The organism is Ruegeria sp. AE4 (assembly GCF_056542185.1).
On record NZ_JBQFZK010000009.1, the window covers coordinates 119,198 to 139,721 of the forward strand.

General features: G+C 59.4%; 23 protein-coding genes. 10 read left to right on the plus strand and 13 right to left on the minus strand.

Annotation, left to right across the window (positions count from 1 at the left end):
- Positions 1-318: 318 nt before the first annotated feature.
- Genes ACR0EK_RS12740 through ACR0EK_RS12770 form a run of 7 tightly spaced genes read left to right on the plus strand, consistent with a single transcriptional unit; the run spans position 319 to position 6,812 of the window.
- Complete coding sequence (locus tag ACR0EK_RS12740) at positions 319-1,533, plus strand: glycosyltransferase family protein (protein ID WP_480900186.1); 1,215 nt, start codon at positions 319-321, stop codon at positions 1,531-1,533.
- Positions 1,530-2,777 carry a glycosyltransferase family 4 protein gene (locus ACR0EK_RS12745; protein WP_480900188.1) on the plus strand — a complete coding sequence of 416 codons (1,248 nt, stop codon included), beginning with the start codon at positions 1,530-1,532 and terminating at the stop codon, positions 2,775-2,777. Before ACR0EK_RS12740 ends, ACR0EK_RS12745 begins: the two co-directional genes overlap by 4 nt.
- A complete protein-coding gene (locus ACR0EK_RS12750; RefSeq protein ID WP_480900190.1) occupies positions 2,777-3,853 on the plus strand; it encodes a glycosyltransferase family 4 protein in 1,077 nt (358 codons plus the stop codon). The genes ACR0EK_RS12745 and ACR0EK_RS12750 overlap by 1 nt, the downstream gene beginning before the upstream one ends.
- The gene (locus ACR0EK_RS12755) at positions 3,850-4,434 is read left to right on the plus strand and encodes a histidine phosphatase family protein (protein ID WP_480488312.1); all 585 of its coding nucleotides are present in this window, start codon (positions 3,850-3,852) and stop codon (positions 4,432-4,434) included. The genes ACR0EK_RS12750 and ACR0EK_RS12755 overlap by 4 nt, the downstream gene beginning before the upstream one ends.
- Positions 4,431-5,573 carry a glycosyltransferase family protein gene (locus ACR0EK_RS12760; RefSeq protein WP_480484055.1) on the plus strand — a complete coding sequence of 381 codons (1,143 nt, stop codon included), beginning with the start codon at positions 4,431-4,433 and terminating at the stop codon, positions 5,571-5,573. The genes ACR0EK_RS12755 and ACR0EK_RS12760 overlap by 4 nt, the downstream gene beginning before the upstream one ends.
- Positions 5,570-6,325, plus strand: a complete 756-nt coding sequence (locus ACR0EK_RS12765; RefSeq protein WP_480484056.1) for a polysaccharide deacetylase family protein — start codon at positions 5,570-5,572, stop codon at positions 6,323-6,325. Before ACR0EK_RS12760 ends, ACR0EK_RS12765 begins: the two co-directional genes overlap by 4 nt.
- A gap of 10 nt (positions 6,326-6,335) precedes the next feature.
- Positions 6,336-6,812, plus strand: coding sequence for a class I SAM-dependent methyltransferase (locus ACR0EK_RS12770; RefSeq protein ID WP_480484057.1), 477 nt, complete (start codon positions 6,336-6,338; stop codon positions 6,810-6,812).
- On the opposite strand, the gene ACR0EK_RS12775 is transcribed toward ACR0EK_RS12770, so the two are convergent.
- A complete protein-coding gene (locus ACR0EK_RS12775; protein ID WP_480870832.1) occupies positions 6,813-7,955 on the minus strand; it encodes an alpha-D-ribose 1-methylphosphonate 5-triphosphate diphosphatase in 1,143 nt (380 codons plus the stop codon).
- A gap of 52 nt (positions 7,956-8,007) precedes the next feature.
- Here ACR0EK_RS12775 and ACR0EK_RS12780 point away from each other — a divergent pair, with 52 nt between their 5' ends.
- On the plus strand, positions 8,008-8,691 hold the full coding sequence (locus tag ACR0EK_RS12780) for a DUF1045 domain-containing protein (protein ID WP_480967855.1): 684 nt from the start codon (positions 8,008-8,010) through the stop codon (positions 8,689-8,691).
- Here the strand turns inward: ACR0EK_RS12780 and phnN are convergent.
- From phnN to phnG, 8 genes are read right to left on the minus strand one after another with little or no spacing between them, the layout of a single operon-like run.
- Positions 8,673-9,221 carry a phosphonate metabolism protein/1,5-bisphosphokinase (PRPP-forming) PhnN gene (gene phnN, locus ACR0EK_RS12785; protein ID WP_480507120.1) on the minus strand — a complete coding sequence of 183 codons (549 nt, stop codon included), beginning with the start codon at positions 9,219-9,221 and terminating at the stop codon, positions 8,673-8,675. The genes ACR0EK_RS12780 and phnN overlap by 19 nt on opposite strands.
- Entirely contained in the window at positions 9,218-9,901 is a 684-nt protein-coding gene (phnL, locus tag ACR0EK_RS12790; protein ID WP_480507121.1) for a phosphonate C-P lyase system protein PhnL, read from the minus strand. The genes phnN and phnL overlap by 4 nt, the downstream gene beginning before the upstream one ends.
- A gap of 22 nt (positions 9,902-9,923) precedes the next feature.
- Positions 9,924-10,694 carry a phosphonate C-P lyase system protein PhnK gene (gene phnK / locus ACR0EK_RS12795; RefSeq protein WP_267365779.1) on the minus strand — a complete coding sequence of 257 codons (771 nt, stop codon included), beginning with the start codon at positions 10,692-10,694 and terminating at the stop codon, positions 9,924-9,926.
- A complete protein-coding gene (locus ACR0EK_RS12800) occupies positions 10,691-11,551 on the minus strand; it encodes an alpha-D-ribose 1-methylphosphonate 5-phosphate C-P-lyase PhnJ (protein ID WP_480914432.1) in 861 nt (286 codons plus the stop codon). The genes phnK and ACR0EK_RS12800 overlap by 4 nt, the downstream gene beginning before the upstream one ends.
- Positions 11,548-12,144 carry an HAD family hydrolase gene (locus tag ACR0EK_RS12805; protein ID WP_480967856.1) on the minus strand — a complete coding sequence of 199 codons (597 nt, stop codon included), beginning with the start codon at positions 12,142-12,144 and terminating at the stop codon, positions 11,548-11,550. The genes ACR0EK_RS12800 and ACR0EK_RS12805 overlap by 4 nt, the downstream gene beginning before the upstream one ends.
- Positions 12,141-13,232 (minus strand): carbon-phosphorus lyase complex subunit, encoded by a 1,092-nt coding sequence (locus ACR0EK_RS12810; protein ID WP_480967857.1) that lies wholly within the window; start codon positions 13,230-13,232, stop codon positions 12,141-12,143. The genes ACR0EK_RS12805 and ACR0EK_RS12810 overlap by 4 nt, the downstream gene beginning before the upstream one ends.
- Before the next feature lie 3 nt (positions 13,233-13,235).
- The gene (phnH, locus tag ACR0EK_RS12815; RefSeq protein WP_209505303.1) at positions 13,236-13,811 is read right to left on the minus strand and encodes a phosphonate C-P lyase system protein PhnH; all 576 of its coding nucleotides are present in this window, start codon (positions 13,809-13,811) and stop codon (positions 13,236-13,238) included.
- Positions 13,811-14,269 (minus strand): phosphonate C-P lyase system protein PhnG, encoded by a 459-nt coding sequence (gene phnG, locus ACR0EK_RS12820; RefSeq protein ID WP_480967858.1) that lies wholly within the window; start codon positions 14,267-14,269, stop codon positions 13,811-13,813. The genes phnH and phnG overlap by 1 nt, the downstream gene beginning before the upstream one ends.
- Before the next feature lie 103 nt (positions 14,270-14,372).
- Here phnG and phnF point away from each other — a divergent pair, with 103 nt between their 5' ends.
- The gene (phnF, locus tag ACR0EK_RS12825; protein WP_480967859.1) at positions 14,373-15,083 is read left to right on the plus strand and encodes a phosphonate metabolism transcriptional regulator PhnF; all 711 of its coding nucleotides are present in this window, start codon (positions 14,373-14,375) and stop codon (positions 15,081-15,083) included.
- Between the two features lie 200 nt (positions 15,084-15,283).
- On the opposite strand, the gene phnE (ACR0EK_RS12830) is transcribed toward phnF, so the two are convergent.
- The 4 genes from phnE (ACR0EK_RS12830) to phnC all read right to left on the minus strand — a co-directional run bounded on the left by phnE (ACR0EK_RS12830) (position 15,284) and on the right by phnC (position 19,387).
- Positions 15,284-16,651 carry a phosphonate ABC transporter, permease protein PhnE gene (gene phnE, locus ACR0EK_RS12830; protein ID WP_480967860.1) on the minus strand — a complete coding sequence of 456 codons (1,368 nt, stop codon included), beginning with the start codon at positions 16,649-16,651 and terminating at the stop codon, positions 15,284-15,286.
- A complete protein-coding gene (phnE, locus tag ACR0EK_RS12835; protein ID WP_480967861.1) occupies positions 16,648-17,529 on the minus strand; it encodes a phosphonate ABC transporter, permease protein PhnE in 882 nt (293 codons plus the stop codon). The genes phnE (ACR0EK_RS12830) and phnE (ACR0EK_RS12835) overlap by 4 nt, the downstream gene beginning before the upstream one ends.
- 66 nt (positions 17,530-17,595) lie before the next feature.
- On the minus strand, positions 17,596-18,498 hold the full coding sequence (phnD, locus tag ACR0EK_RS12840) for a phosphonate ABC transporter substrate-binding protein (RefSeq protein WP_480538665.1): 903 nt from the start codon (positions 18,496-18,498) through the stop codon (positions 17,596-17,598).
- Between the two features lie 67 nt (positions 18,499-18,565).
- Positions 18,566-19,387 carry a phosphonate ABC transporter ATP-binding protein gene (gene phnC / locus ACR0EK_RS12845; protein WP_480967862.1) on the minus strand — a complete coding sequence of 274 codons (822 nt, stop codon included), beginning with the start codon at positions 19,385-19,387 and terminating at the stop codon, positions 18,566-18,568.
- Between the two features lie 163 nt (positions 19,388-19,550).
- On the opposite strand from phnC, the gene rpe reads away from it, so the two are divergent.
- Positions 19,551-20,240 (plus strand): ribulose-phosphate 3-epimerase, encoded by a 690-nt coding sequence (gene rpe, locus ACR0EK_RS12850; protein WP_480488339.1) that lies wholly within the window; start codon positions 19,551-19,553, stop codon positions 20,238-20,240.
- Positions 20,241-20,524: the final 284 nt, after the last annotated feature.

Below are 20,524 nucleotides of genomic sequence, written 5' to 3' on the forward strand. Positions count from 1 at the left end.
CAAACCGTCTCGATATCGTGTTAGGACGTGTTCTTGGCGCACTCTGATGTCTGCAGGTGTTTTCAATCTTTCGAAAATTGAATATGACCAAGCAAAAGTTTCAGGTTCGCCCCGACTGTCATCATCGGGTTTTTTTGGCGACCTTGCCTGGCGGTGGCGCGATATGTCGCGAAACAGTCAATACGCTGTTGCCAAATCGCAATGCTTGAAACATTTGCAAGTACGCAAATCCGCCTTTGGCAAGCGTGGCACTGAAATATACGGTAACGCTTGCGAACGCGCGGATTTCGCTCTGGGATCAAGAAGACGGGCAACACTATGAGCCTTGGCACAACCAATTCTAAACCGGACCGCGCGCCGCGTATCCTGTTTTACAGCCACGACACGTTCGGTCTGGGGCATTTGCGCCGGTCCCGTGCCTTGGCTGCGGCAATCACACAAGCGGACCCAAGCGCTTCGGCACTGATCCTGACGGGCTCGCCCGTGGCCGGGCGTTTTACCTTTCCCCGCCGCGTTGACCATGTGCGCCTGCCCGGCGTGACCAAGCGCGCGGACGGCTCGTATGCCGCGCGTACAATCGGAATGGGGATCGACGAAGTTACCGAATTGCGTGCGGGATTGATCCAGACCGCGGTTCAGCAATTCGACCCCGACGTGTTGGTCGTCGACAAGGAACCGACAGGGTTCCGGGGTGAGCTGTTGCCGACACTGAAATACCTCGAACGCCATTGCGGAACGAAACTGGTTTTGGGCCTGCGTGATGTGCTGGACGAACCCGAAGTGCTGGCCGCCGAATGGGCGCGCAAGGAAGCCATCGAGGCGACCGAACGGTTCTATCATGAGATCTGGGTTTACGGATCGCAATCGATCTATGATCCGACGCAAGGCTTGCCGCTAAGCGCGTCAGCGCGATCCCGCATACACTGGACGGGATATCTGCGCCGCGACCTCGGCCCGGTCGGTGAACCGCCTCAGCAACCTTATATCCTGATCACACCCGGCGGCGGGGGCGATGGCAAGGCGCTGGTCAACCTCGTGCTATCTGCCTACGAGAAAGACCCAGACCTGTCGCCGCGCGCTGTGCTGGTCTATGGCCCGTTCCTGTCGGGTGAATTGCGCAACTATTTCGAAGCACGGGTTGCCGCATTGAATGGTCGTGTAACTGCGGTTGGATTTGAATCGCAGATCGAAACACTGTTTGCCGGGGCCGAAGGCGTGGTCTGCATGGGCGGCTACAACACGTTTTGCGAGGTCCTGTCCTTCGACAAACGGGCCGTCATCGTTCCACGCACCACACCCCGTCTGGAACAGTGGATACGGGCCTCACGCGCAGAAGAGCTGGGGCTGGTCAAGATGCTGGACGAACAACGCGACAGCCTGACACCCGACGCAATGATCCGTGCCATCCGCAACCTGCCGCACCAATCTGTGCCGTCGCAGGCCATCCAAAGCGGATTGCTGGATGGTTTGGACTATGTCACCGACCGCATTGACAGCCTGCTGACACGGGAACAGAAACGAGCCACTGGATGAACTCGGCCTCTCCCAATCTGGCGGTTGTGGTCAAAGGCTGGCCGCGACTGTCCGAAACATTTATCGCGCAGGAACTTGTTGCCTTGCAGGAAGCCGGACACCGATTTGACATCTGGTCTCTGCGCCATCCAACCGACACCAAACGTCACCCTTTGCACGAACGCTTCTCGGGGCAGGTTCGCTATCTTCCAGAATACCTGCATGAAGAGCCACAGCGGGTGTGGGCGGCCCGCGCTGCCGCCCAAGACCTGCCCGGCTATGCCGCAGCCTACAAGATCTGGCGGCACGACCTGCGCCGCGACCCGACGCCGAACCGCATCCGCCGGTTCGGGCAAGCATGTGTTCTGGCCGCCGAGTTACCCGCCCAGACGCAGGGGCTCTATGCCCATTTCATGCACACCCCCTCGTCGGTCGCCCGATATGCGGCCATCATACGCGGTCTGCCATGGAGCTTTTCTGCCCATGCCAAGGATATCTGGACCTCACCGGATTGGGAAAAGCGTGAAAAGCTGCAGGCCGCAACGTATGGGGCCGCTTTCGGGGCCACCTGCACGGCAATCGGCGCGGAACACCTGCGCAGCCTCGCTGATGACCCCAACCGCGTGGAGCTTATCTATCACGGTCTGGACCTGTCGCGCTTCCCCGAACCGCCAAAACGCAGGATACGCGCCGCTGGCGATCCGTTTCACATGATTTCCGTTGGACGACTGGTTGAAAAGAAGGGCTTTGACCGTCTTATTGCGGCCTTCACACTGCTGCCGGAAAACCTGAACTGGCATTGGACCCACATTGGCGGCGGGGGTCTTGGGGACACTCTGCACACACAGGCGCGCGCTGCTGGTATCGCGAACCGCATCACCTGGAGGGGGGCCTGCGATCAGCCGGAGGTGATCGAAGCCATGCGCAGGGCCGACCTGTTTGTCCTGCCCAGCCGTATTGCTGCGGACGGGGATCGTGACGGATTGCCGAACGTGTTGATGGAGGCCGCGTCCCAGCTATTGCCGATCCTGTCGACACCGGTTTCGGCAATCCCGGAATTCATCCAATCCGGAACGCATGGCGTATTGTCTGATGACGACCCGGCTGCATTGGCTTCGGCCATTTCAGCTCTGGCCGCTGATCCGGAAACGGCAGCAACTATGGCGCGTGCAGCCTATGACCGTCTGATTGCAGATTTTCGAATGGACCCTGGTATTGCACGGCTGTCGGCACGGCTGAAAACCCTGAGCATGGAAGACGCGTAATGGCGCGGGTTGCGTTTTATGCGCCAATGAAATCCCCCGGCAGCCAGAAACCCTCGGGCGACCGCGAAATGGCGCGAAACCTGATGCTCGCCTTGGCGGCGCAAGGGGATAAGGTCGAACTGGCCTCGGACCTGCGCATCTATGACAAGAACGGGGACCGGGACCTACAGCGAACCCTTGTTCGCGCGGCTGAGATTGAAGCACAGCGGCTGAACGCCGAGTTGCCCTTTGATACTGATCTTTGGGTGACTTATCACAATTACTACAAAGCACCCGACCTGCTGGGCCCCAAGATCTGCCAGGCGCGCGGCATTCCGTATGTGCAATTGGAAAGCACGCGCGCATCAAGCAGGCTGAACGGACCGTGGGCCGATTTCGCCCAAGCGGCGCATCAGGCGTGTGATGCAGCGGATATCATTTTCTACCACACTGCCAATGACCTGATTACGTTGGAACGGGACCGTTTTGGCAAGCAGGCACTGGTTGAATTGCCGCCATTTCTGCTTGAAACCGTGTTGCCTGTGGCTACGGCCGGGGACGGCCCCATGCTTACTGTCGGAATGATGCGGCATGGGGACAAGCTGGCGTCCTACCGGATTTTGGCCGAAGCCCTTTCGCACCTGACATGTGACTGGAACCTGAACATCGCGGGGGACGGACCGGCGCGGCCGGATGTTGAAGCGTTGATGGTGCCGTTCGGAAGCCGGGTGCACTTTCTGGGCCAGCTCGACCGGGCGGACTTACAGAAAATCTACCAACACGCATCCCTGCTTGTCTGGCCCGGCGTGAACGAAGCCTATGGGATGGTCTATCTCGAGGCGCAGGCGACAGGCCTGCCCGTGATCGCACAGGACCGCCCCGGCGTTCGGGATGTGCTGGCACCTGCTGTTTACTCATCGGTTGATGCTGGGGCCAGAGGGCTTGCCGATCACATGCAAAACCTGCTGGAGGATACCGCGCAGCGCCATGCGCTTGGGGCGAATGCGCGCAGCTATGTGGCCCGGCGTCATCTTATGCCTCAGGCGACCGAGCGATTGTGGGCACATCTACGGCCCTTGTTGAAGGATGTATCATGACCCGTCTTGCACTGCTTCGCCACGGGCATACCCATTGGAACCGCGCAGGGCGCATTCAGGGGCGCAGTGATATTCCACTGGATGACGACGCGCGGTCTGAACTGGCCGGGTATCGCTTGCCTGACCCATGGGCCGCCGCTGATATCTGGTCCAGCCCGTTGCTGCGCGCCAGTGAAACGGCGCGGATCGTGTCTGGGCGCGCCCCGAAAACCTCGGACGCGCTGACCGAAATGAATTGGGGCGACTGGGAGGGGCTTCGAGGTGTCGACCTGATCGCCGATGAAACCAGCGGGTATCGCCATATCGAAGACTGGAGCTGGGATTTTCGCCCGCCTCACGGTGAAAGCCCTGCCGAGGTTTGGACCAGGCTTCGCCCCTGGGTATCCGGACTACGACAGGATACAGTCGCGGTCTGCCATATTGGCATCATGCGGGTCATTCTCGCCCAGGCGTGGGGTTGGGATTTTGATGGTCCCGCCCCCTTCAAGATCAAGCGCAATCGGCTGTATATCGTTGAAATGGACACAATGACCGCAGACCCGGACCCCGCTCGCCTGATCAAACATGGGCCGATGCCATGAAGGTGATGATCGTTGTCACGCACCTTTTGGGAACAGGGCATCTAAGCCGGGCCCTGACGTTGGGCCGGGCGTTCCGGGATGACGGCCACCAAGTTATGGTCGTCTCGGGCGGGATGCCTGCGCCTCAACTGGACAGCAGCGGGGTAACCCTGTTCGGTTTGCCACCGCTCAGATCAGATGGAACCAATTTCACCCGGCTTCTGACTGAAAGCGGCGTCGAGGCTGACGCGGATTATCAGCGCGCGCGTGTGACAGCCATGGTGCAGGCGGTAAACAGCTTTCAGCCGCAAATCCTGATAACCGAGCTTTACCCCTTTGGTCGCCGGTCTCTGGCGGCGGAATTCGACGCGGCCCTGAATGCGGCACGGGCCCTGCCTCGGCCTCCGGTCATCCTGGGATCGATCCGGGATATTCTGGCCCCTCCTTCCAAACCTGCCAAGGCCCAGCGGACAGAAGATATCGTCACCCGCTTTTATGACGGCATTCTTGTTCACTCGACCGAAAGTGTCACACCGCTTTCGGTCAGTTGGCCGGTGTCGGACCGATTGGCGGAACGGTTGCATTATACCGGCTTTGTTGCGCCTGAGTTGCCTCAACCGCATCCTGATGCCGTTGGGCAGGGCGAAATCCTTGTCAGTGCCGGCGGCGGTTCTGTGGGGCAACCGATCTTTCGCGCGGCCATCGAGGCCGCCCGCCAGATGCCCAACAGGCGTTGGCGCCTGCTGGTCGGCGGGACGGATGCCAAGGCGAGAATAGCCGCGCTGTCCCAACTGGTCGAAGGAACCTCAGCAATTCTGGAACCCGTGCGCCCGGATTTTCGCCAGATGCTGCCCCATGCGGCGGCATCGGTCAGCATGTGCGGCTACAACACCGCCATGGATATTCTGCAAAGCGGAACACCCGCTGTTTTTGTCCCATTCGATGATGGCAAAGAGGTTGAACAGGGGCTGCGTGGGCAAAGCCTGTCGAGTTTGCCAGCCATCGAGGTGCTTCTCAGCCGAACCCTGAGCGGGCAGGCGTTGGCGCAGGCCGTAGAGCGCGTCATTTCAGATGGACCCCGAGCACAGCAGGATTTCGGATTTGATGGCGCGGCCCAAACCGTAGAGATCGCCAAGAACCTGCTGGAGCGGCGTACATGAACCCGGACTGGTACCCACTTGAGGTCGAACTGACCCATTGGCATGCAGCGAGCCTGTCGTTGCCGCTGTGGTGGCGAGACGATGACGCGATCGCTCCGACATCGCAGTTAGACCACCTGTCCGATCTGGCCGCACAGTTGGGCCTGCCGGTACATCTGGCCGTCATTCCCCACGCGGCAACCCCTGCGCTGGCTAACTATGTTGCGCGCGGCGAAACTCTCATCCCTGTGGTTCACGGGTGGTCCCACAAGAACCATGCGCCCGCCAGTGAGAAGAAAGCCGAGTTTCGCCTCAACCGTCCGTTGGACGAGGTTGTTGCCGATGCCGCGGCAGGACTGTCACGCCTTGACGCCTTGTTCGGCAACACCCTGCGGCCGATGTTTGTCCCTCCGTGGAACCGCATTGCACCAGAAGTCATCGAACATCTTCCATCGCTGGGATACCGCATTCTTTCCACGGCAACGCCCCGCAGAACGAAAATGGCGGCTGCGGGGCTTGAGCAGGTCAACACACATCTTGACCCGATTGACTGGCGGGGTTCACGCGGTCTGATCTCTCCGGACCGCCTGGTCGCTCAGACAGTTAACCTCCTGCGGGACAGGCGCGAAGGCCGCGCAGACAACGCCGAGCCGTTTGGAGTATTGACCCATCACCTGGTCCATGATCAGGACATATGGGCCTTTACCGAGGCGTTGTTGAAACATCTGCTGGACGGTCCTGCCACACTCTGGGTCGCACCGAAGAACGAATAAGGACATCGTCATGAGCCGACTGGATTCCATGCTTCGCCGACTGACGGCCCAACGTGACGGGCTGAACTGGGCAGCCGAACAGATCAGTGACCAAACTGGCGATGTGCTGGATATGGGGCTGGGCAATGGCCGCACCTATGACCACCTGCGAGAGATCCTGCCGAACCGACGGATCTGGGTGATGGATCGTGTGCTGCAATGCCATCCTGACAGCACCCCACCAGCCGAAGATTTCCTGCAAGGCGAAGCTGAACCCATGCTGCGGAAACTGATGGCCGAGGGGCACAAGATCGCGTTGGCGCATTATGATTTCGGACGTGGCATCAAACACGAAGATGTGGCCGAGGCCGCACGCCTCAGCCCGTTGATCGCGCAGGTCATGCAGCCCGGAGGGTTGTTGATATCCGGCCAGCCCCTTGTCGGCTTCAACCAGATCAAAGGGCCCGAGACGATCGCACCGGACCGTTACCTGTTCTATACGGCCTGATTACGCCACGCGGCGACCTCGCGCCCAAACCGAGTTGAGGGCTGGCACACCTGCGCGCATCCGGAAACGGATAACATCGGCGCGGGCATTGGCGCGCAACTCGCCACGATCCTCAAGCCCGGCGGCCTGCGCCGGGGCTAATGTGACGGTCTTCATTCCACGCGCCATATCGCCCCACATTTCACCCAGCATGACCGCAGACAATAACAAGGCCGACGGCACGTAATCCGAGGACATTACGTCCAGATGCCCAAGCTCGGCCAATTCGCTGGCCGCAACATTACCGGAATGAGAGCCTCCGCGAACAACGTTTGGCGCGCCCATCATGACCTTGATACCGTGATCATGACACGCTCGCGCAGCTTCCACCGTTGTGGGGAACTCAGCCAGCCGAATGCCGTGACCTGCCGAGATCTTCACCTGATCTTCGGTCGTATCGTCATGACTGGCAAGCACGGCCCCAAATCGGCGCGCGGCCTTGACGGTTTCGACCTCGTGCACATCACCGTTGCGATCCCGTAGGCTTTTCAGCTGAGCCACATGCTGAAAGAACGTATCATCGTCCATGGCATATTTGCCCTTCAGAAAGGATTCCAGCTTGCCCATGTCGCGAAACTGACGCTGGCCGGGGGTGTGATCCATGATGGACACAAGGCCAACCCTGTCCTCGGGTCCAAACTCGTCCAGTTCTTCGATCAGTGTCTCGGAACACACCTCTGCCCGCAAATGCAGGAAATGGCTGATCTTGAGCGCATCCTGCTCGCGCAGATCCCACAACTCCCGCGACAGGCCGCGGGCATATTTTCCGTACCGTCCTGCACCGGAGGGGATTGAACCTACCCGCATCGCATCGAACACACTTGTGATCCCCACGCTGGCCAGTTCCGCGTCATGGGCCAGAATGGCGGCGGCATGGGGCCAATGCACATTGGGGCGCGGCTGAATATGGCGTTCAAGATTATCCGTGTGCAACTCGACAAGACCGGGGCTGACATAGTCGCCTTCGCAATCTGTCGCACCTGCAGGAACTGCACGCCCGGTATCAATTTCGATGATGGTGTCACCCACAATTCGAACACAGCCGGTGACGGTTTCATTCGGCAGCACAAGCGTGGCATTGGCAAGGATCAAGTCTTCTGTCATCTGAACTTCACGCAATCTGAGGTATTGGAAGGCCACTTAATAGGAGGCCAATGTGACATTCACGCGATACGCGATCTATTTTGCGCCACCCGCCGGGGCGGCCTGGACGAAATTTGCGACCAGTTGGCTGGGCTGGGACATGGCAAAAGGAATGCAGGTCGCGCATCCGATCATGGGTGGCATCGACATTGCCTCCGTCACTGAGGTGCCGCGCAAATACGGACTGCACGCGACCCTGAAACCGCCGTTCCGGTTGCGCGATGGCCTGTCCTTTGACGCATTGCACCAGGCGTGCATTGCGCTGGCTGCGCGCCAGCAGCCCGTCACTCTCGACGGCCTGGAAATTGCCCGCCTTGGCCGGTTTCTGGCGCTGCGCCCGCTGGGTGAAACGCAGGAGCTGAATGCGCTGGCAGCGGCCTGTGTTCGCGACCTCGACCGGTTTCGCGCACCTGCCACTCAGGCCGAACTGACGCGCCGCCGCACCGCCGGGCTGACCCCCGAACAGGACGACAATCTGACCCAATGGGGCTATCCCTACGTGCTGGACGCGTTTCGATTTCACATCACGCTCAGCGGTAAACTGGACAAACCAACCCTCAGGGCAACCCAAGAAGCACTGCACACCCATCTGAGCCCCTTGCTGCCGCAACCTTTCCAGATCACTGATCTTGCCCTGATGGGCGAGGCGGAAGAAGGGCGGTTTCACCTGATCCATCGCTACGCGCTTTCCGGTTGAAGGCGGCGCAGGATTTCGGCAACCGTGTCTTCCAGCGCGCCGGAATTGTCAATTTGGATGACCCGGTTCAGACCATCCGGCAACGCCACTTTGGCGCGACACAACCGCCGCGCCTGCTCGTCTGCGCTTTCCCGTGCCCGCTCGGACAGGCGCCGCGCCAAAACCCCTGCATCTGCTGTCAGAGAGATCACAATCAGATCTCCAAACACCTTCTGCGCCTGCAAAAGAACGCTGCGGGAAAGATTGACCAGAACCGCATTCGCCCCCTGACGCTGTCGCAAAATCTCGGCTGGGATACCATAGAACAGTCCATGTGCAGGCCAGCTCAGCGCAAAAGCGCCTGCCTGTTCCATCTGCTGGAACTCTGCAACCGAAACCCGGTCAAAATCCTCGCCTTGTTCACCTGCGGGGCGGGTGATCACCCTCCGCACGCGCCGGACGCCAGGTGCCTGTGCCTCCAGCGCTTCCATGACACTGTCCTTGCCAACGCCCGAAGGGCCAACAATCGCTATGACAGGGGCAAGTGTCATGCCGCCAGTTCCGGTGTGAAGTCAGCGACATTGACTTCGCGGTCACAGACACTCTCACGTGCATCAAGGTCGTGGAATATCCCGACAATCGCCGCGCCACGCCCTTTTGCCTCTTCAATCAGCGACAACACGGTTTCGCGGTTCTGCACATCCAGACTTGCCGTCGGTTCGTCCAGCAACATCGCCGGGTAGTCATGCGCAAAGCCACGCGCAATGTTCACCCGCTGCTGTTCGCCGCCCGAAAAGGTTGTGGGGCTCAGGGTCCACAAGCGCTCAGGAATGTTCAGCCGTCTCAGTAACCCGGCTGATTTCTCCAGCGCCTCAATTCTGTCGCAACCCACGGCCAGCAAAGGCTCTGCCACAACGTCCAGCGTCGGCACACGCGGCACGACCCGCAGGAATTGACTGACATAGCCCAGCGTTTCCCGGCGGAGGGTCAAGATCTGGCGCGGCTCGGCTTTTGCCACGTCCAGACCTCCAACCAGCACCTGACCAGAGGCCGCCAGGTAGTTGCCATAAATCACGCGCATCAGCGTGGACTTGCCCGCGCCAGACGCCCCGGTCAAAGCAACGCACTCACCCGGTTCAACCCTCAACGACGCGCCTTCCATCACCGGGATAACGGCACCGCCCTGATTGTGCAGGGTAAAGCTTTTGCTCACATTGATCAGTTCAATCATTGCTTCACCTTTTCCCAAATACTCAAACCTGCAGAACGCTGGACACTAGCAGTTGCGTATAGGCGTGTTGAGGATCATCCAGCACCTGATCGGTCAGCCCGGCCTCAACCACATGACCATCCTTCATCACCATCAAGCGGTCGGCCAACAGACGCACCACAGCAAGATCATGGGTCACGATGATCGCGCTCAGCCCCATTTCACGCACCAAGCCGCGCAAGAGGTCCAGTAATCGCGCCTGAACCGAGACATCCAGCCCCCCGGTCGGTTCGTCCATGAACACCAGTCGCGGGCCAGTCACCAGATTGCGGGCGATCTGCAAACGTTGCTGCATCCCGCCCGAAAACGCGGTGGGCCGGTCATCAACGCGCGCCGCCTCGATCTCGACCCGGCCCAGCCAGTCAATGGCCTTGTCTCGGATGTCACCATAGTGGCGCTCGCCCACGGCCATCAGCCGTTCACCAATATTGCCTCCGGCACTAACTGACATCCGCAGGCCGTCACGTGCATGCTGATGCACAAAGGCCCAGTCGGTACGGCTCAACATCCGGCGTTCGGGCTCCGACATGGTCACCGTATCCACCGGCCCGTTCGCGCGCGTGTCAAAGATCACCTGCCCCGCATCGGGCACCAGATGACCCGCCAAACAATTCAGCAGGGTCGACTTGCCCGAGCCACTTTCGCCGACAATTCCCATCACCTCACCGGGGTAGAGATCAAAAGTTACATCCGTGCATCCGATCCGCGCACCATAGAGCTTTTCGATGCCGTTGACCTGCAACAGGGGGGTCATGCTGCGTTCTCCTCGGCCAAGCGGCCCACATGGCCGGCCGCGCGGCGCGACCGGCAATAATCAGTGTCCGAACAGACAAACATTCGGTTGCCCGCATCATCCAAAATGACTTCATCCAGATAGCTGTCCTCGGCCCCGCACAGGTCACAGGGATGATCGGCCTTGGTGGCCTCGAACGGGTAATCCTCGAAATCGAGGCTCACGACCCTGGTATGTGGCGGCACTGCGTAGATGCGCTGCTCGCGCCCGGCACCGAACAGCTGGATTGCATCCATTGCAAGCTTCGGGTTGTCGAATTTCGGGATCGGGGACGGGTCCATCACATAGCGGCCAGACACTTTCACCGGATAGGCGTAAGCGGTCGAGATCGCCCCGTGCTGGCTGATATCCTCATATAGCTTCACATGCATCAGCCCATATTCTTCAAGGCTGTGCATCTTGCGTGTCTCGGTCTCACGCGGCTCGAGGAAGCGCAGAGGTTCCGGAATCGGCACCTGATAAACGATAATCTGATCTTCGCGCAGCTTCGCCTCGGGGATGCGGTGGCGGGTCTGGATCACCGTCGCCTTCTCGGTTTCCTCGGTCGTCTCCACACCTGCGGTCTTTTCAAAGAACTTGCGGATCGACACTGCGTTGGTCGTGTCATCCGCACCCTGATCGATGACCTTGAGCGTATCCTCAGGCGTCAGCGTCGCGGCCGAGACCTGCACCCCTCCGGTGCCCCAGCCATAAGGCATCGGCATTTCACGGCTGGCAAAGGGCACCTGATACCCTGGAATAGCCAGGCCCTTCAGGATGGCCCTGCGGATCATCCGTTTGGTTTGTTCGTCCAAATATGCAAAGTTGTACGCGCTCATAGCAGTCCCCGCGCAGTTAAGGCTACTTCAAAGGCCTGAGGGCTGGTAAAATGTATGGCGTCCATGCCAACGGCGCGGGCTCCATCCACGTTTCTTGGGCTATCATCGACAAAGATACAGTTCTGAGGGGAAAGATCGGCCCGGTCGCACATCCGACGGAAAATCTCGGGCTGCGGTTTCAAAAGCTTTTCCTGACCTGACACTACGGTCACGCCAAAGACCTCGCCCAGCTCAGGATGCACACCAACACCAATGGGCCATGTTTCCGCTGACCAGTTGGTGATCGCATGAACCGGGGTGCCCTGTTCTTTCAAACGATGGAGCAATCGCCAAGTTCCCTCGATCTTGTGTGGGACGGTCATGGCATAGCGCTCAACATAAGAACTCAGACGTCGCTGGTCGTCAGCATCTTCCAGTTCAGCAGCCAGATCAGCGAAATCCTCACCGCCATCGGCCCGCAGATTACGTTCGGGGAAATCGATACGAGTGAGAAACTCTGCCACCGCCTCGCGGCTACCCATCTCATCCAGCCATGCCAAATGCGGATCCCACTGGATCAAAACGTTGCCGATATCAAAAACGACAGCCTTCATTCCGCAGCCTCCTTTGACGTGATCCGCGCGTCAGCCTCGCGGCGCAGTTTGCGGACCAGTTCAAGCTCGGACTGGAAATCCACGTAATGCGGCAGCTTGATGTGTTCGAGAAAACCGGTCGCCTGAATGTTGTCCGCGTGGCTCAGAACAAATTCTTCATCCTGCGCAGGCGCGCCCAGATTGTCTTCGCCCAGTTCCTTCCACCGCAGCGCGCGATCAACCAAGGCCATCGCGATGGCTTTTCGTTCGGATTGACCAAAGACCAGACCATAACCGCGCGTGAACTGAGGCGGCTCGGTTTTTGAACCCTTGAACTGGTTCACCGTCTCACACTCGGTCAGTTCGACCTCGCCGATATCTATGGCAAACCCCAACTCGGGGATGTCCATTTCAACCGCAACCTTGCCGATCCGCAATTCACCCACAAACGCGTGGTTGCGCGCGTAACCGCGCTGGGTGGAATAGGCCATGCCCAACACGAAACCCTCATCCCCGCGTGTCAGCGATTGCAGGCGCAACGGGCGATTGGCGGGGAATTCCATCGGTTCGCGCGTCAGGTCGCCGGGGGTGTCATCACTTGTCGGCTCGTCCTGAATGAGGCCCTCGTCTTTCAGGAAATCAGTGATATGCGGCGTCGGTTCCTGCCGCGCTGAACCTTCCGGAACTTTCGGGACATCACCATCCGCGGCCAGTTTGAAATCCAGCAAACGATGGGTATAGTCGAACGTCGGCCCCAGAACCTGCCCACCGGGTGCATCTTTGAACGTGGCCGAAATCCGACGGTCGCAGGCCATCTCACCTGTTTCGACCGGATTGGAATGGCCAAAACGCGGCAGCGTGGTGCGATAGGCGCGGATCAGAAAGATCGCCTCAATCAGATCGCCCCGCGCCTGCTTTATCGCCAGCGCAGCCAGGTCGGGGTCATAAAGCGAGCCTTCCGCCATGACCCGGTTCACTGCAAGGCTTAGCTGTTCGCGGATCTGTGCAAGGCTCAGTTCTGCCACATCGGTCGCGCCCCGGCGTTCTTCGGCCAGCCAGGCGTGCGCGTTCTCGATGGCTTTTTCACCCCCTTTGACAGCAACATACATCGCTTACGCCTCCGACGTGATCTGCGTGCTGCGTGGCAGGGCCGCAACCCTGTTGCCGCAGGTAAAAAAGAAATCGCACCCCAGAGGATAGAGCATCGCATTCCCCTGAAGCGCCGGGATACCCGGCAGAGACAGGCGCGCGGTCTTTTTGATGCCGGGGCCGCTCAGAATGGCACCGCTCTGCTCTAGCCGGTCGCATTCCACAATCAGCGTCGCAGAACGATCCGGGTATTCCGGCGTTCCGATGCGATAGGCGTTAAGCGGTCCCAATGCATCCCACGTGCCAACGGCAAAATCAGCCTTTGCTGCGGATACGAGCGGGGCGCCCGTGTGGAATGTCAGCCAATTGCGGATTGCGGCGGTATCGATGCCTCCGGCCAGATGAACCCTGGTCTCGGGGTCGCACAACGTCAGCAGCAGTGTACCGGCCGCCACGGACAGGGGCGCAGGGGGTTCGCTGCCCGACAGGACACGTATGTCGCCCGGACGCGCCATAACGGTCATCGCAGCGCGGAACGCGTGTGCAGCATCGACAGGTGCGTTTTCTAAGCCCCCGGAAAACTGTGTTTGCGCGGCCATCAATCTTCCCCCCGAACAAGCGTGAAAAACTCAACCTTGGTGGCCGCTGCCTTGGCCGCGCGAGTGCTTTTGACCGCCTGCATTTGCTGCTGAAGCGGGTCGAGCAGCCGCGCCTGCACCTCATCCGCTGCCCCGGTCTGCATCATCGCATCAATCAATGCTGCGGCTTCGGCCTTGGGTTTCGATCTACCCTGAACATAACCGTGACCAACCGTTCCATCCTGCAACACCACAGAACAGCGCGTGACCGTCATTTCGCCCAGATTGAACGGTGCTCCGGTGCCGCCGGTGCGACCACGCACCATCACGCTCCCGACCTCGGGGCGGCGCAGCCAGTCAAAGCTCGGGCGGGTCTCAATCCCGTCCCACAAGGTCATCAGGGTGTCGTCAGATGCACGGGCCAGCAAACCCATCCAATCCCTGCGCGCCCCGATCGCGAATTCTGTCTGATCTGTCATCAAAGCCTCTTGGCCGGGTTGTCTATTTGAACTATACAACTAGACAAATATTAACCCGCGTGTGCGCAACACGCAATCTCCAACTGTGTGAAGATTTGGTGACATGAGCAAAACGCCGATCTGGAAAAGCATCGCCCTGCGCCTGACCTCGGACATTGCCGAAGGGCGGTATCAAACCAGTGACCGCCTGCCGACCGAAGCTCAGCTGGCCGCCAAATACGGTGTCAACCGCCACACAGTGCGGCGCGCGTTGGCTGACATGTCGGAACAAGGTCTGGTTCATGCCCGGCGCGGTGCGGGCGTTTTTGTGGCGGCGCGGCCAACCGACTATCCGATTGGCAAAAGGGTTCGATATCACAAGAACGTCTCGGCCAGCGGCAAGATGCCGGGAAAGAAAATTCTGGCCCTGACCACACGCGCGGCAGATGAAGCCGAAGCCGAAGCACTGGGTCTGAGCAAAGGGGACCCGGTGCATGTCTATGACGGGTTATCGCTGGCGGATGGGCAGCCCATAGCCGTTTTTCAAAGCGTCTTCCCGGCAGAACGCTTTCCAAACCTGTTACAGGCGCTGACCGAGACCCAGTCAGTAACAAAAGCCCTGCAACGCAGCGGTATCGCGGACTACACCCGCATCTCGACCCGATTGACCGCGCGCGGTGCGACAGCAACGCAAGCCCTTCACCTGCAACTGTCCGAAGGTGCCCCGGTGCTGTTTTCGATCGGTGTCAACGTGGACCCGGACGGCCGACCCGTCGAATATGGCCGAACCGTCTTTGCTGGTGAGCGTGTCACGCTAACGCTGAACGAAGAGTAAACCACAACCGATACCGCCCGACGTCGACCTCCTGCCGGAGGTCTCGTCCCGTTGGGCATGGCGCGAATTTCGGATAAGCGACCTTTGGGCCAGCGTCATCCCGGCATTCGGATGAGCGTTGGTGCAAAGGCTTTGTGACGCTTTTTCAAACGTTTGTGCCGCCCCGGACCGTGCTGTTTTCTTGCCGCTCCAAACCCGGTTCAGGGCAACCGGAACGGTTTGTGGTCGGGCGCGCGCGGTCTGCGCTTTTTACCCGCCTCACCCTGAATCAGACGGCGGCGCAGCCAGCCCGAAAACCAATCCATCAACATCACCATCAGAATGATCAGGATGATGTAATAGGCCACCTCTTCCCAGTCTTTCTGTGTGATGATTGCCTGCGTCAGCAGCAAACCAATACCGCCCCCCGTGATTGCTCCGATCACCGTCGCACTGCGAGTGTTGGATTCGAGAAAATACAAAAGCTGGCTCAGCAAAACAGGCGTGACCTGAGGGATAACGCCGAACCGATACCGTTGCGGGGCGTTCGCACCCGTGGACTGCACACCTTCGATCTGCTTCTGATCCACGTTTTCCAACGCTTCCGAGAATATCTTGCCGAATGTCCCGGTGTCCGTCACCAGAATGGCAAGCCCACCGGTCAACGGGCCGGGGCCAAAGGCGCGGGCCAGAACCACAGTCCAGATCAACGCGTCTACGCCGCGCACAAAATCGAATACGCGCCGTGTCGCAAAGCGGATGGATGTCATCCGGTTGAAATTGCGCGTCGCAAGGAAGGCCAATGGCAGGGCCACAATCGCCGCGCCAAACGTGCCCAGAAATGCCATCAGCACCGTCTCGAAGATGGCCCAGGCCACATCCTGATGGCGCCACATCTTGTTGGTCCAGAAATCATTTAAGATCGCACCCGCCTCGCCCGACACCGCGCGTCCGGCCAGTTCCGGGAGGGACTTGCCGAAATAAGGACTGTCCAGCGTGAACCAGAACAATTCCCACCCTGTGAAATAGCGGAACACCTCGGACCGGTTGCGGGTGACAGTCAAACGACCTGCGCCCGTGGTCACAGACAGCCGGTTTTTAGAGACATTGATCCACTCCGGAACCTCGCCCTCCGGCAACTCGGCCTGCACACCGGCCGAACGCGTGGGCGTCGCGCGGATAGTGCCATAGCCGGGAATGTCATATTCCACCGTCTGCGCACCGAAACGCACCACATGGCCCTTTTCAAGGTCGATCACGGTCGTCTCGCCCAGTGCCACCCACTCCGGCGCCTGACCCTCAGGGTAAGCGCCCTTGCGCTCACCCTCGATGGCGACAGACACTTCACCGGTGCGATTATCCCGCGCGACATGCGTTTTGTAGCTATAGCTGTCTGCCACCAGCGTCTTGCCATTTGCCCAGTTTGCGCGCCCCACAAGGCCCGACACGTCAAAAGCAAAGAAGACATAGACCAGATAGACGAAAACCAGAGCAGGCAACCCGAAATTCATCAACCTTTTGCGGTTGAACAAGCGATCTGCGTCGGCTTTGAGGTCATCAACAGTCAAATTGGTTGCAAAAGTGCTCATGCCAAAGCTCCTTTTTCCGAGCCGTGGGTCAGACGGTCGCGCAGGTAGCCAGACAGCTGGTCGACGACCACGATTGTTACGAACAGTAGGATGAAGATGGCTGCGGCTTCGTCATAACGCCCCTGCCCCCAGGACATGGCATTGCGCAGCTCGTAACCCAGACCGCCCGCCCCAACAAATCCAAGAATGGCCGAGGCACGGATATTGATCTCGAACCGCAGCAGCGCGTAGCTGACATAGTTCGGCCCGACCTGCGGGATCACCCCCAGATACATCCGCTGTGACCAGTTGGCACCGACGGAATGCAGCCCTTCCACCGGTTTCAGCGAGGCATTCTCGTTCACTTCGGAAAACAGTTTGCCCAATGCGCCAGCTGTGTGAATCGCAATAGCGATCATCGCGGGAACCGGGCCACCGCCCAGAATGAAGATCAGAACCAACGCAATTACGATCTCGGGAATGGCGCGGCAGATGTCTGATATTCGGCGAAACAGCGGGATAAATGACGGCCACAGCGCCATGCCGCGTGTCGACATCAGGGCGAAAAACGTCCCGACAATTGTGCCAACAAGCGTCGCCGCCGCCGCGATGTTGATTGTCTCGATCAGGGCTGGGAAGAACGAGACCAGATTGGCTGGCATTTCGGCAATCTTTTCCCCCGCCTCGGACAGAACCTCTGTGGGGTAATCAAGAATACGGTGCCAGCCATCGACAAAGCTGCCGGCATTCCGGTTGTCGGCTGTGCGAAACCCTGCCGCCATCAACGACAGGAACAGGATCAGGAGGATGCCGCCATAGACCCGCTTGCGTCGTGTCATCGCTGTATAGTCGTCGCGGATCTGATCGACGGATAAGGACCCTGCGGTAAGGTCTGTCATGGAATGCTCCTGAAGGGAAAACGGGGTCCGGTACATCACCAGACCCCGATCATTGGATATGCAGTTTTAGTTGGACTTCAGCTTGCGCGCTTCGATGATGACCTCGTAGGCCTCATGCGTGATAGGATCAAAGCTCTTGGCCTCACCCGCAGCCACACCATAGAAGCATTCGCGGTCTTTTTCATCCAGCGTGTTCCACAATTCGGTAACCTGAACTTTGACATCCTCGGGCAGAGCCTTGCGCAGTACAACCGGGCCTTCCGGGATCGGTGCCGATTTCCAGATCTCGACCAGATCGTTCATGTCGACCAGACCAGCATCCACAGCGCGGCGCAGCGCGCCCGACTGATAGCCGTCTTCCCACTCGCCGAGACCATCAGCCCAGGTCACACCGCCATCAACGTCACCGTTGTTCACCGCAACGATGGTCTGCTCGTGACCGCCGGTGAATTTCACCTCAGCAAAATAGTCACCCGATTCCATGGTTGCTCCGGTGGCCTGGGGAATCTCGATCGACGGGATCAGATAACCCGAGGTCGAATTCGGGTCACCAAAGCCAAAAACCTTGCCCTTCATGTCCTCAAGCGAGGTAATACCGCTGTCCTTGCGTGCAAATCCAACCGAGTAATAGCCGTAGCCGCCATCGGTGTTCACCTTGACCAGTACCGGCTCAACCGCTTCGGGGTCGCTCAGATAGGTTTTGGCATAGCCCGACGCACCCAGCCAGGCGACATCAATCGTGCCGCCCAGCAGCCCCTGAATCACTCCGTTATAGTCGGCAGGGGCAAAAAGTTTGGTCGGAACGCCCAACAGTTCCTCGGTGTATTCGCGCAGACACTCGTTTTTGCTCATCCGGTCCTGAGCGTTCTCTCCACCCAGAATGCCGATACGAAACTCGCTGATTTCTTCAGCCATGACCGGTGCGGCCAGTGTTGTGGTTGCGACCAAGGCAGCAATCAGTTTTTTCATCTCTCTCTCTCCAGTTTGATAACCCCGGCCTCTCATCGGGCCGGGCGATGAAAGGGGTTGGGACGGCTCAGATGGTTGCTTCTGCTTCCATCAGCGCCTTTCGCGTGGCGTCGAGCGTTTCGATTTCCGTTGATGTCGCTTCTTCCGAAAAGCTGGCATCGGCACCATAGATTTCGCGGGCAACGCCCGTGGTCAGTTGCTCGGGCAGCCCATCGAACACGATGCGCCCGTCGCGCATACCAACCACGCGGTCGCAATAGCGACGTGCAGTGTCCAGTGTGTGCAGGTTGGCGATGACAGTGCGGCCATCTTCTTCGTGGATGCGGCGCAGCGTCTGCATCACCACCTGTGCGTTCATCGGGTCCAGCGAGGCAATTGGTTCATCCGCCAGAATAATCCTCGGGTCCTGCATCAGAGCCCGCGCAATCGCCACGCGCTGTTGCTGGCCGCCCGACAAGGCCTCGGCCCGTTTCGGAGCGTGTTCCGCAATCCCCAACCGGTCCAGGATGTCGATGGCACGGTGAATTTCATCCATCGGGAACAGGTTGAACATAGCGGCCAGCGTGGAATGACGGTTGAGCGTGCCATGCAGCACGTTCGAAACCACATCCATGCGCGGCACCAGGTTGAACTGTTGGAAAATCATCGCACAATCGGCCTGCCAGGCGCGTTTGTCACGGCCTTTCAGTTGGGTGATGTCCCGGCCTTCAAACAGGATTTCGCCTTCGCTGGCATCCGTCAGGCGGTTAATCATCCGCAGCAGGGTGGACTTGCCCGCGCCCGACCGCCCGATGATCCCGATCATGCATGGCTTGTCCACATCCAGCGTCGCGGCATTCACGGCAACATTGTCACCAAAGCGTTTGGTCAGTTTCTTGATACGCAGCACGTGCCACCCCCAATTCATGTTGGCGGACTGCTACAGATGCCGTTCAACGGATATGTGTCAGCGTAGTGAAAGTTTTGTAACGGCACGACACGTGCGGGGGGTATCCATCGACCCGCCTCACGGGTATACGCATCCGCGACTCTTCAGCTGATACGAGGCCAATATGAGCTTTGACCGCACCATCAAGATCGCGCCGTCCATTCTGTCCGCCGACTTTGCCAATTTCGGGCAAGAAATTCAGGCCATCGAAGCGCAGAGCGCGGATTGGGTCCATGTTGACGTAATGGATGGTCATTTCGTCCCGAACCTGACCTTTGGCCCGCCAGCCGTCAAAGCGTTCCGCCCGCATGTAAAGACGGTCATGGACGTGCACCTGATGATCACGCCGGTCGATCCATACATCCAGGCCTACGCTGATGCAGGCGCCGACATTCTGACCGCGCATGTCGAGGCAGGGGCCCACACCCACCGCACGCTGCAGGCGATCCGCGCCGCGGGCATGAAGGCAGGCGTGGCCTTGAACCCGGGCACCCCGGCTGAGGCGGTCGAACATCTGCTGGACCTCACCGATCTGGTCTGCGTCATGACCGTGAACCCCGGCTTTGGCGGCCAGAAGTTCATCGACATGACTGGCAAGATCCGCAAATTGCGCCAGATGATTGGTGACCGCCCCGTGCATATCGAGATCGACGGCGGTGTTGATCCCCAGACAGCGCCCCTTGTTGCCGCAGCGGGGGCTGATGTGCTGGTGGCCGGGTCTGCCGTGTTCAAAGGCGGATCAGTTGATCGGCCCGAGGTTTACGGTGAGAATATTCGGGCCGTACGGGCCGCAGCTGAAGGCGGGTTGGGCTGATCTGCCAACTCGCGACTGCATAGTTGGCTTTATCCGCAAAACTGAATTTCGTTGAACTCATCGGGCGGGACACACCCCGCCTTGATGTTCTTGTTGCGGCCTTCATTAGGGTCACAGACGCGCCGGGCTGAAGCCCGGCCTACGAGTCGGTCGAAGGCCTTCGATACAATAACTTACAAAAAAGGCCGCCCCTTTATGGAGCGGCCTTCGTTTGTTCACCGATGTGCCGGGCTGAAGCCTGGCCTACGGATTATTCTACGATCTTCGACACGACGCCGGCGCCG

Coding starts and splice junctions, on each gene's coding strand:
- ACR0EK_RS12740 (WP_480900186.1), top strand. CDS start 319: ATGAGCCTTGGCACAACCAATTCTAAACCGGACCGCGCGCCGCGTATC.
- ACR0EK_RS12745 (WP_480900188.1), top strand. CDS start 1,530: ATGAACTCGGCCTCTCCCAATCTGGCGGTTGTGGTCAAAGGCTGGCCG.
- ACR0EK_RS12750 (WP_480900190.1), top strand. CDS start 2,777: ATGGCGCGGGTTGCGTTTTATGCGCCAATGAAATCCCCCGGCAGCCAG.
- ACR0EK_RS12755 (WP_480488312.1), top strand. CDS start 3,850: ATGACCCGTCTTGCACTGCTTCGCCACGGGCATACCCATTGGAACCGC.
- ACR0EK_RS12760 (WP_480484055.1), top strand. CDS start 4,431: ATGAAGGTGATGATCGTTGTCACGCACCTTTTGGGAACAGGGCATCTA.
- ACR0EK_RS12765 (WP_480484056.1), top strand. CDS start 5,570: ATGAACCCGGACTGGTACCCACTTGAGGTCGAACTGACCCATTGGCAT.
- ACR0EK_RS12770 (WP_480484057.1), top strand. CDS start 6,336: ATGAGCCGACTGGATTCCATGCTTCGCCGACTGACGGCCCAACGTGAC.
- ACR0EK_RS12775 (WP_480870832.1), bottom strand. CDS start 7,955: ATGACAGAAGACTTGATCCTTGCCAATGCCACGCTTGTGCTGCCGAAT.
- phnN (WP_480507120.1), bottom strand. CDS start 9,221: ATGACACTTGCCCCTGTCATAGCGATTGTTGGCCCTTCGGGCGTTGGC.
- phnL (WP_480507121.1), bottom strand. CDS start 9,901: ATGATTGAACTGATCAATGTGAGCAAAAGCTTTACCCTGCACAATCAG.
- phnK (WP_267365779.1), bottom strand. CDS start 10,694: ATGACCCCCCTGTTGCAGGTCAACGGCATCGAAAAGCTCTATGGTGCG.
- ACR0EK_RS12800 (WP_480914432.1), bottom strand. CDS start 11,551: ATGAGCGCGTACAACTTTGCATATTTGGACGAACAAACCAAACGGATG.
- ACR0EK_RS12805 (WP_480967856.1), bottom strand. CDS start 12,144: ATGAAGGCTGTCGTTTTTGATATCGGCAACGTTTTGATCCAGTGGGAT.
- ACR0EK_RS12810 (WP_480967857.1), bottom strand. CDS start 13,232: ATGTATGTTGCTGTCAAAGGGGGTGAAAAAGCCATCGAGAACGCGCAC.
- phnH (WP_209505303.1), bottom strand. CDS start 13,811: ATGGCCGCGCAAACACAGTTTTCCGGGGGCTTAGAAAACGCACCTGTC.
- phnG (WP_480967858.1), bottom strand. CDS start 14,269: ATGACAGATCAGACAGAATTCGCGATCGGGGCGCGCAGGGATTGGATG.
- phnF (WP_480967859.1), top strand. CDS start 14,373: ATGAGCAAAACGCCGATCTGGAAAAGCATCGCCCTGCGCCTGACCTCG.
- phnE (WP_480967860.1), bottom strand. CDS start 16,651: ATGAGCACTTTTGCAACCAATTTGACTGTTGATGACCTCAAAGCCGAC.
- phnE (WP_480967861.1), bottom strand. CDS start 17,529: ATGACAGACCTTACCGCAGGGTCCTTATCCGTCGATCAGATCCGCGAC.
- phnD (WP_480538665.1), bottom strand. CDS start 18,498: ATGAAAAAACTGATTGCTGCCTTGGTCGCAACCACAACACTGGCCGCA.
- rpe (WP_480488339.1), top strand. CDS start 19,551: ATGAGCTTTGACCGCACCATCAAGATCGCGCCGTCCATTCTGTCCGCC.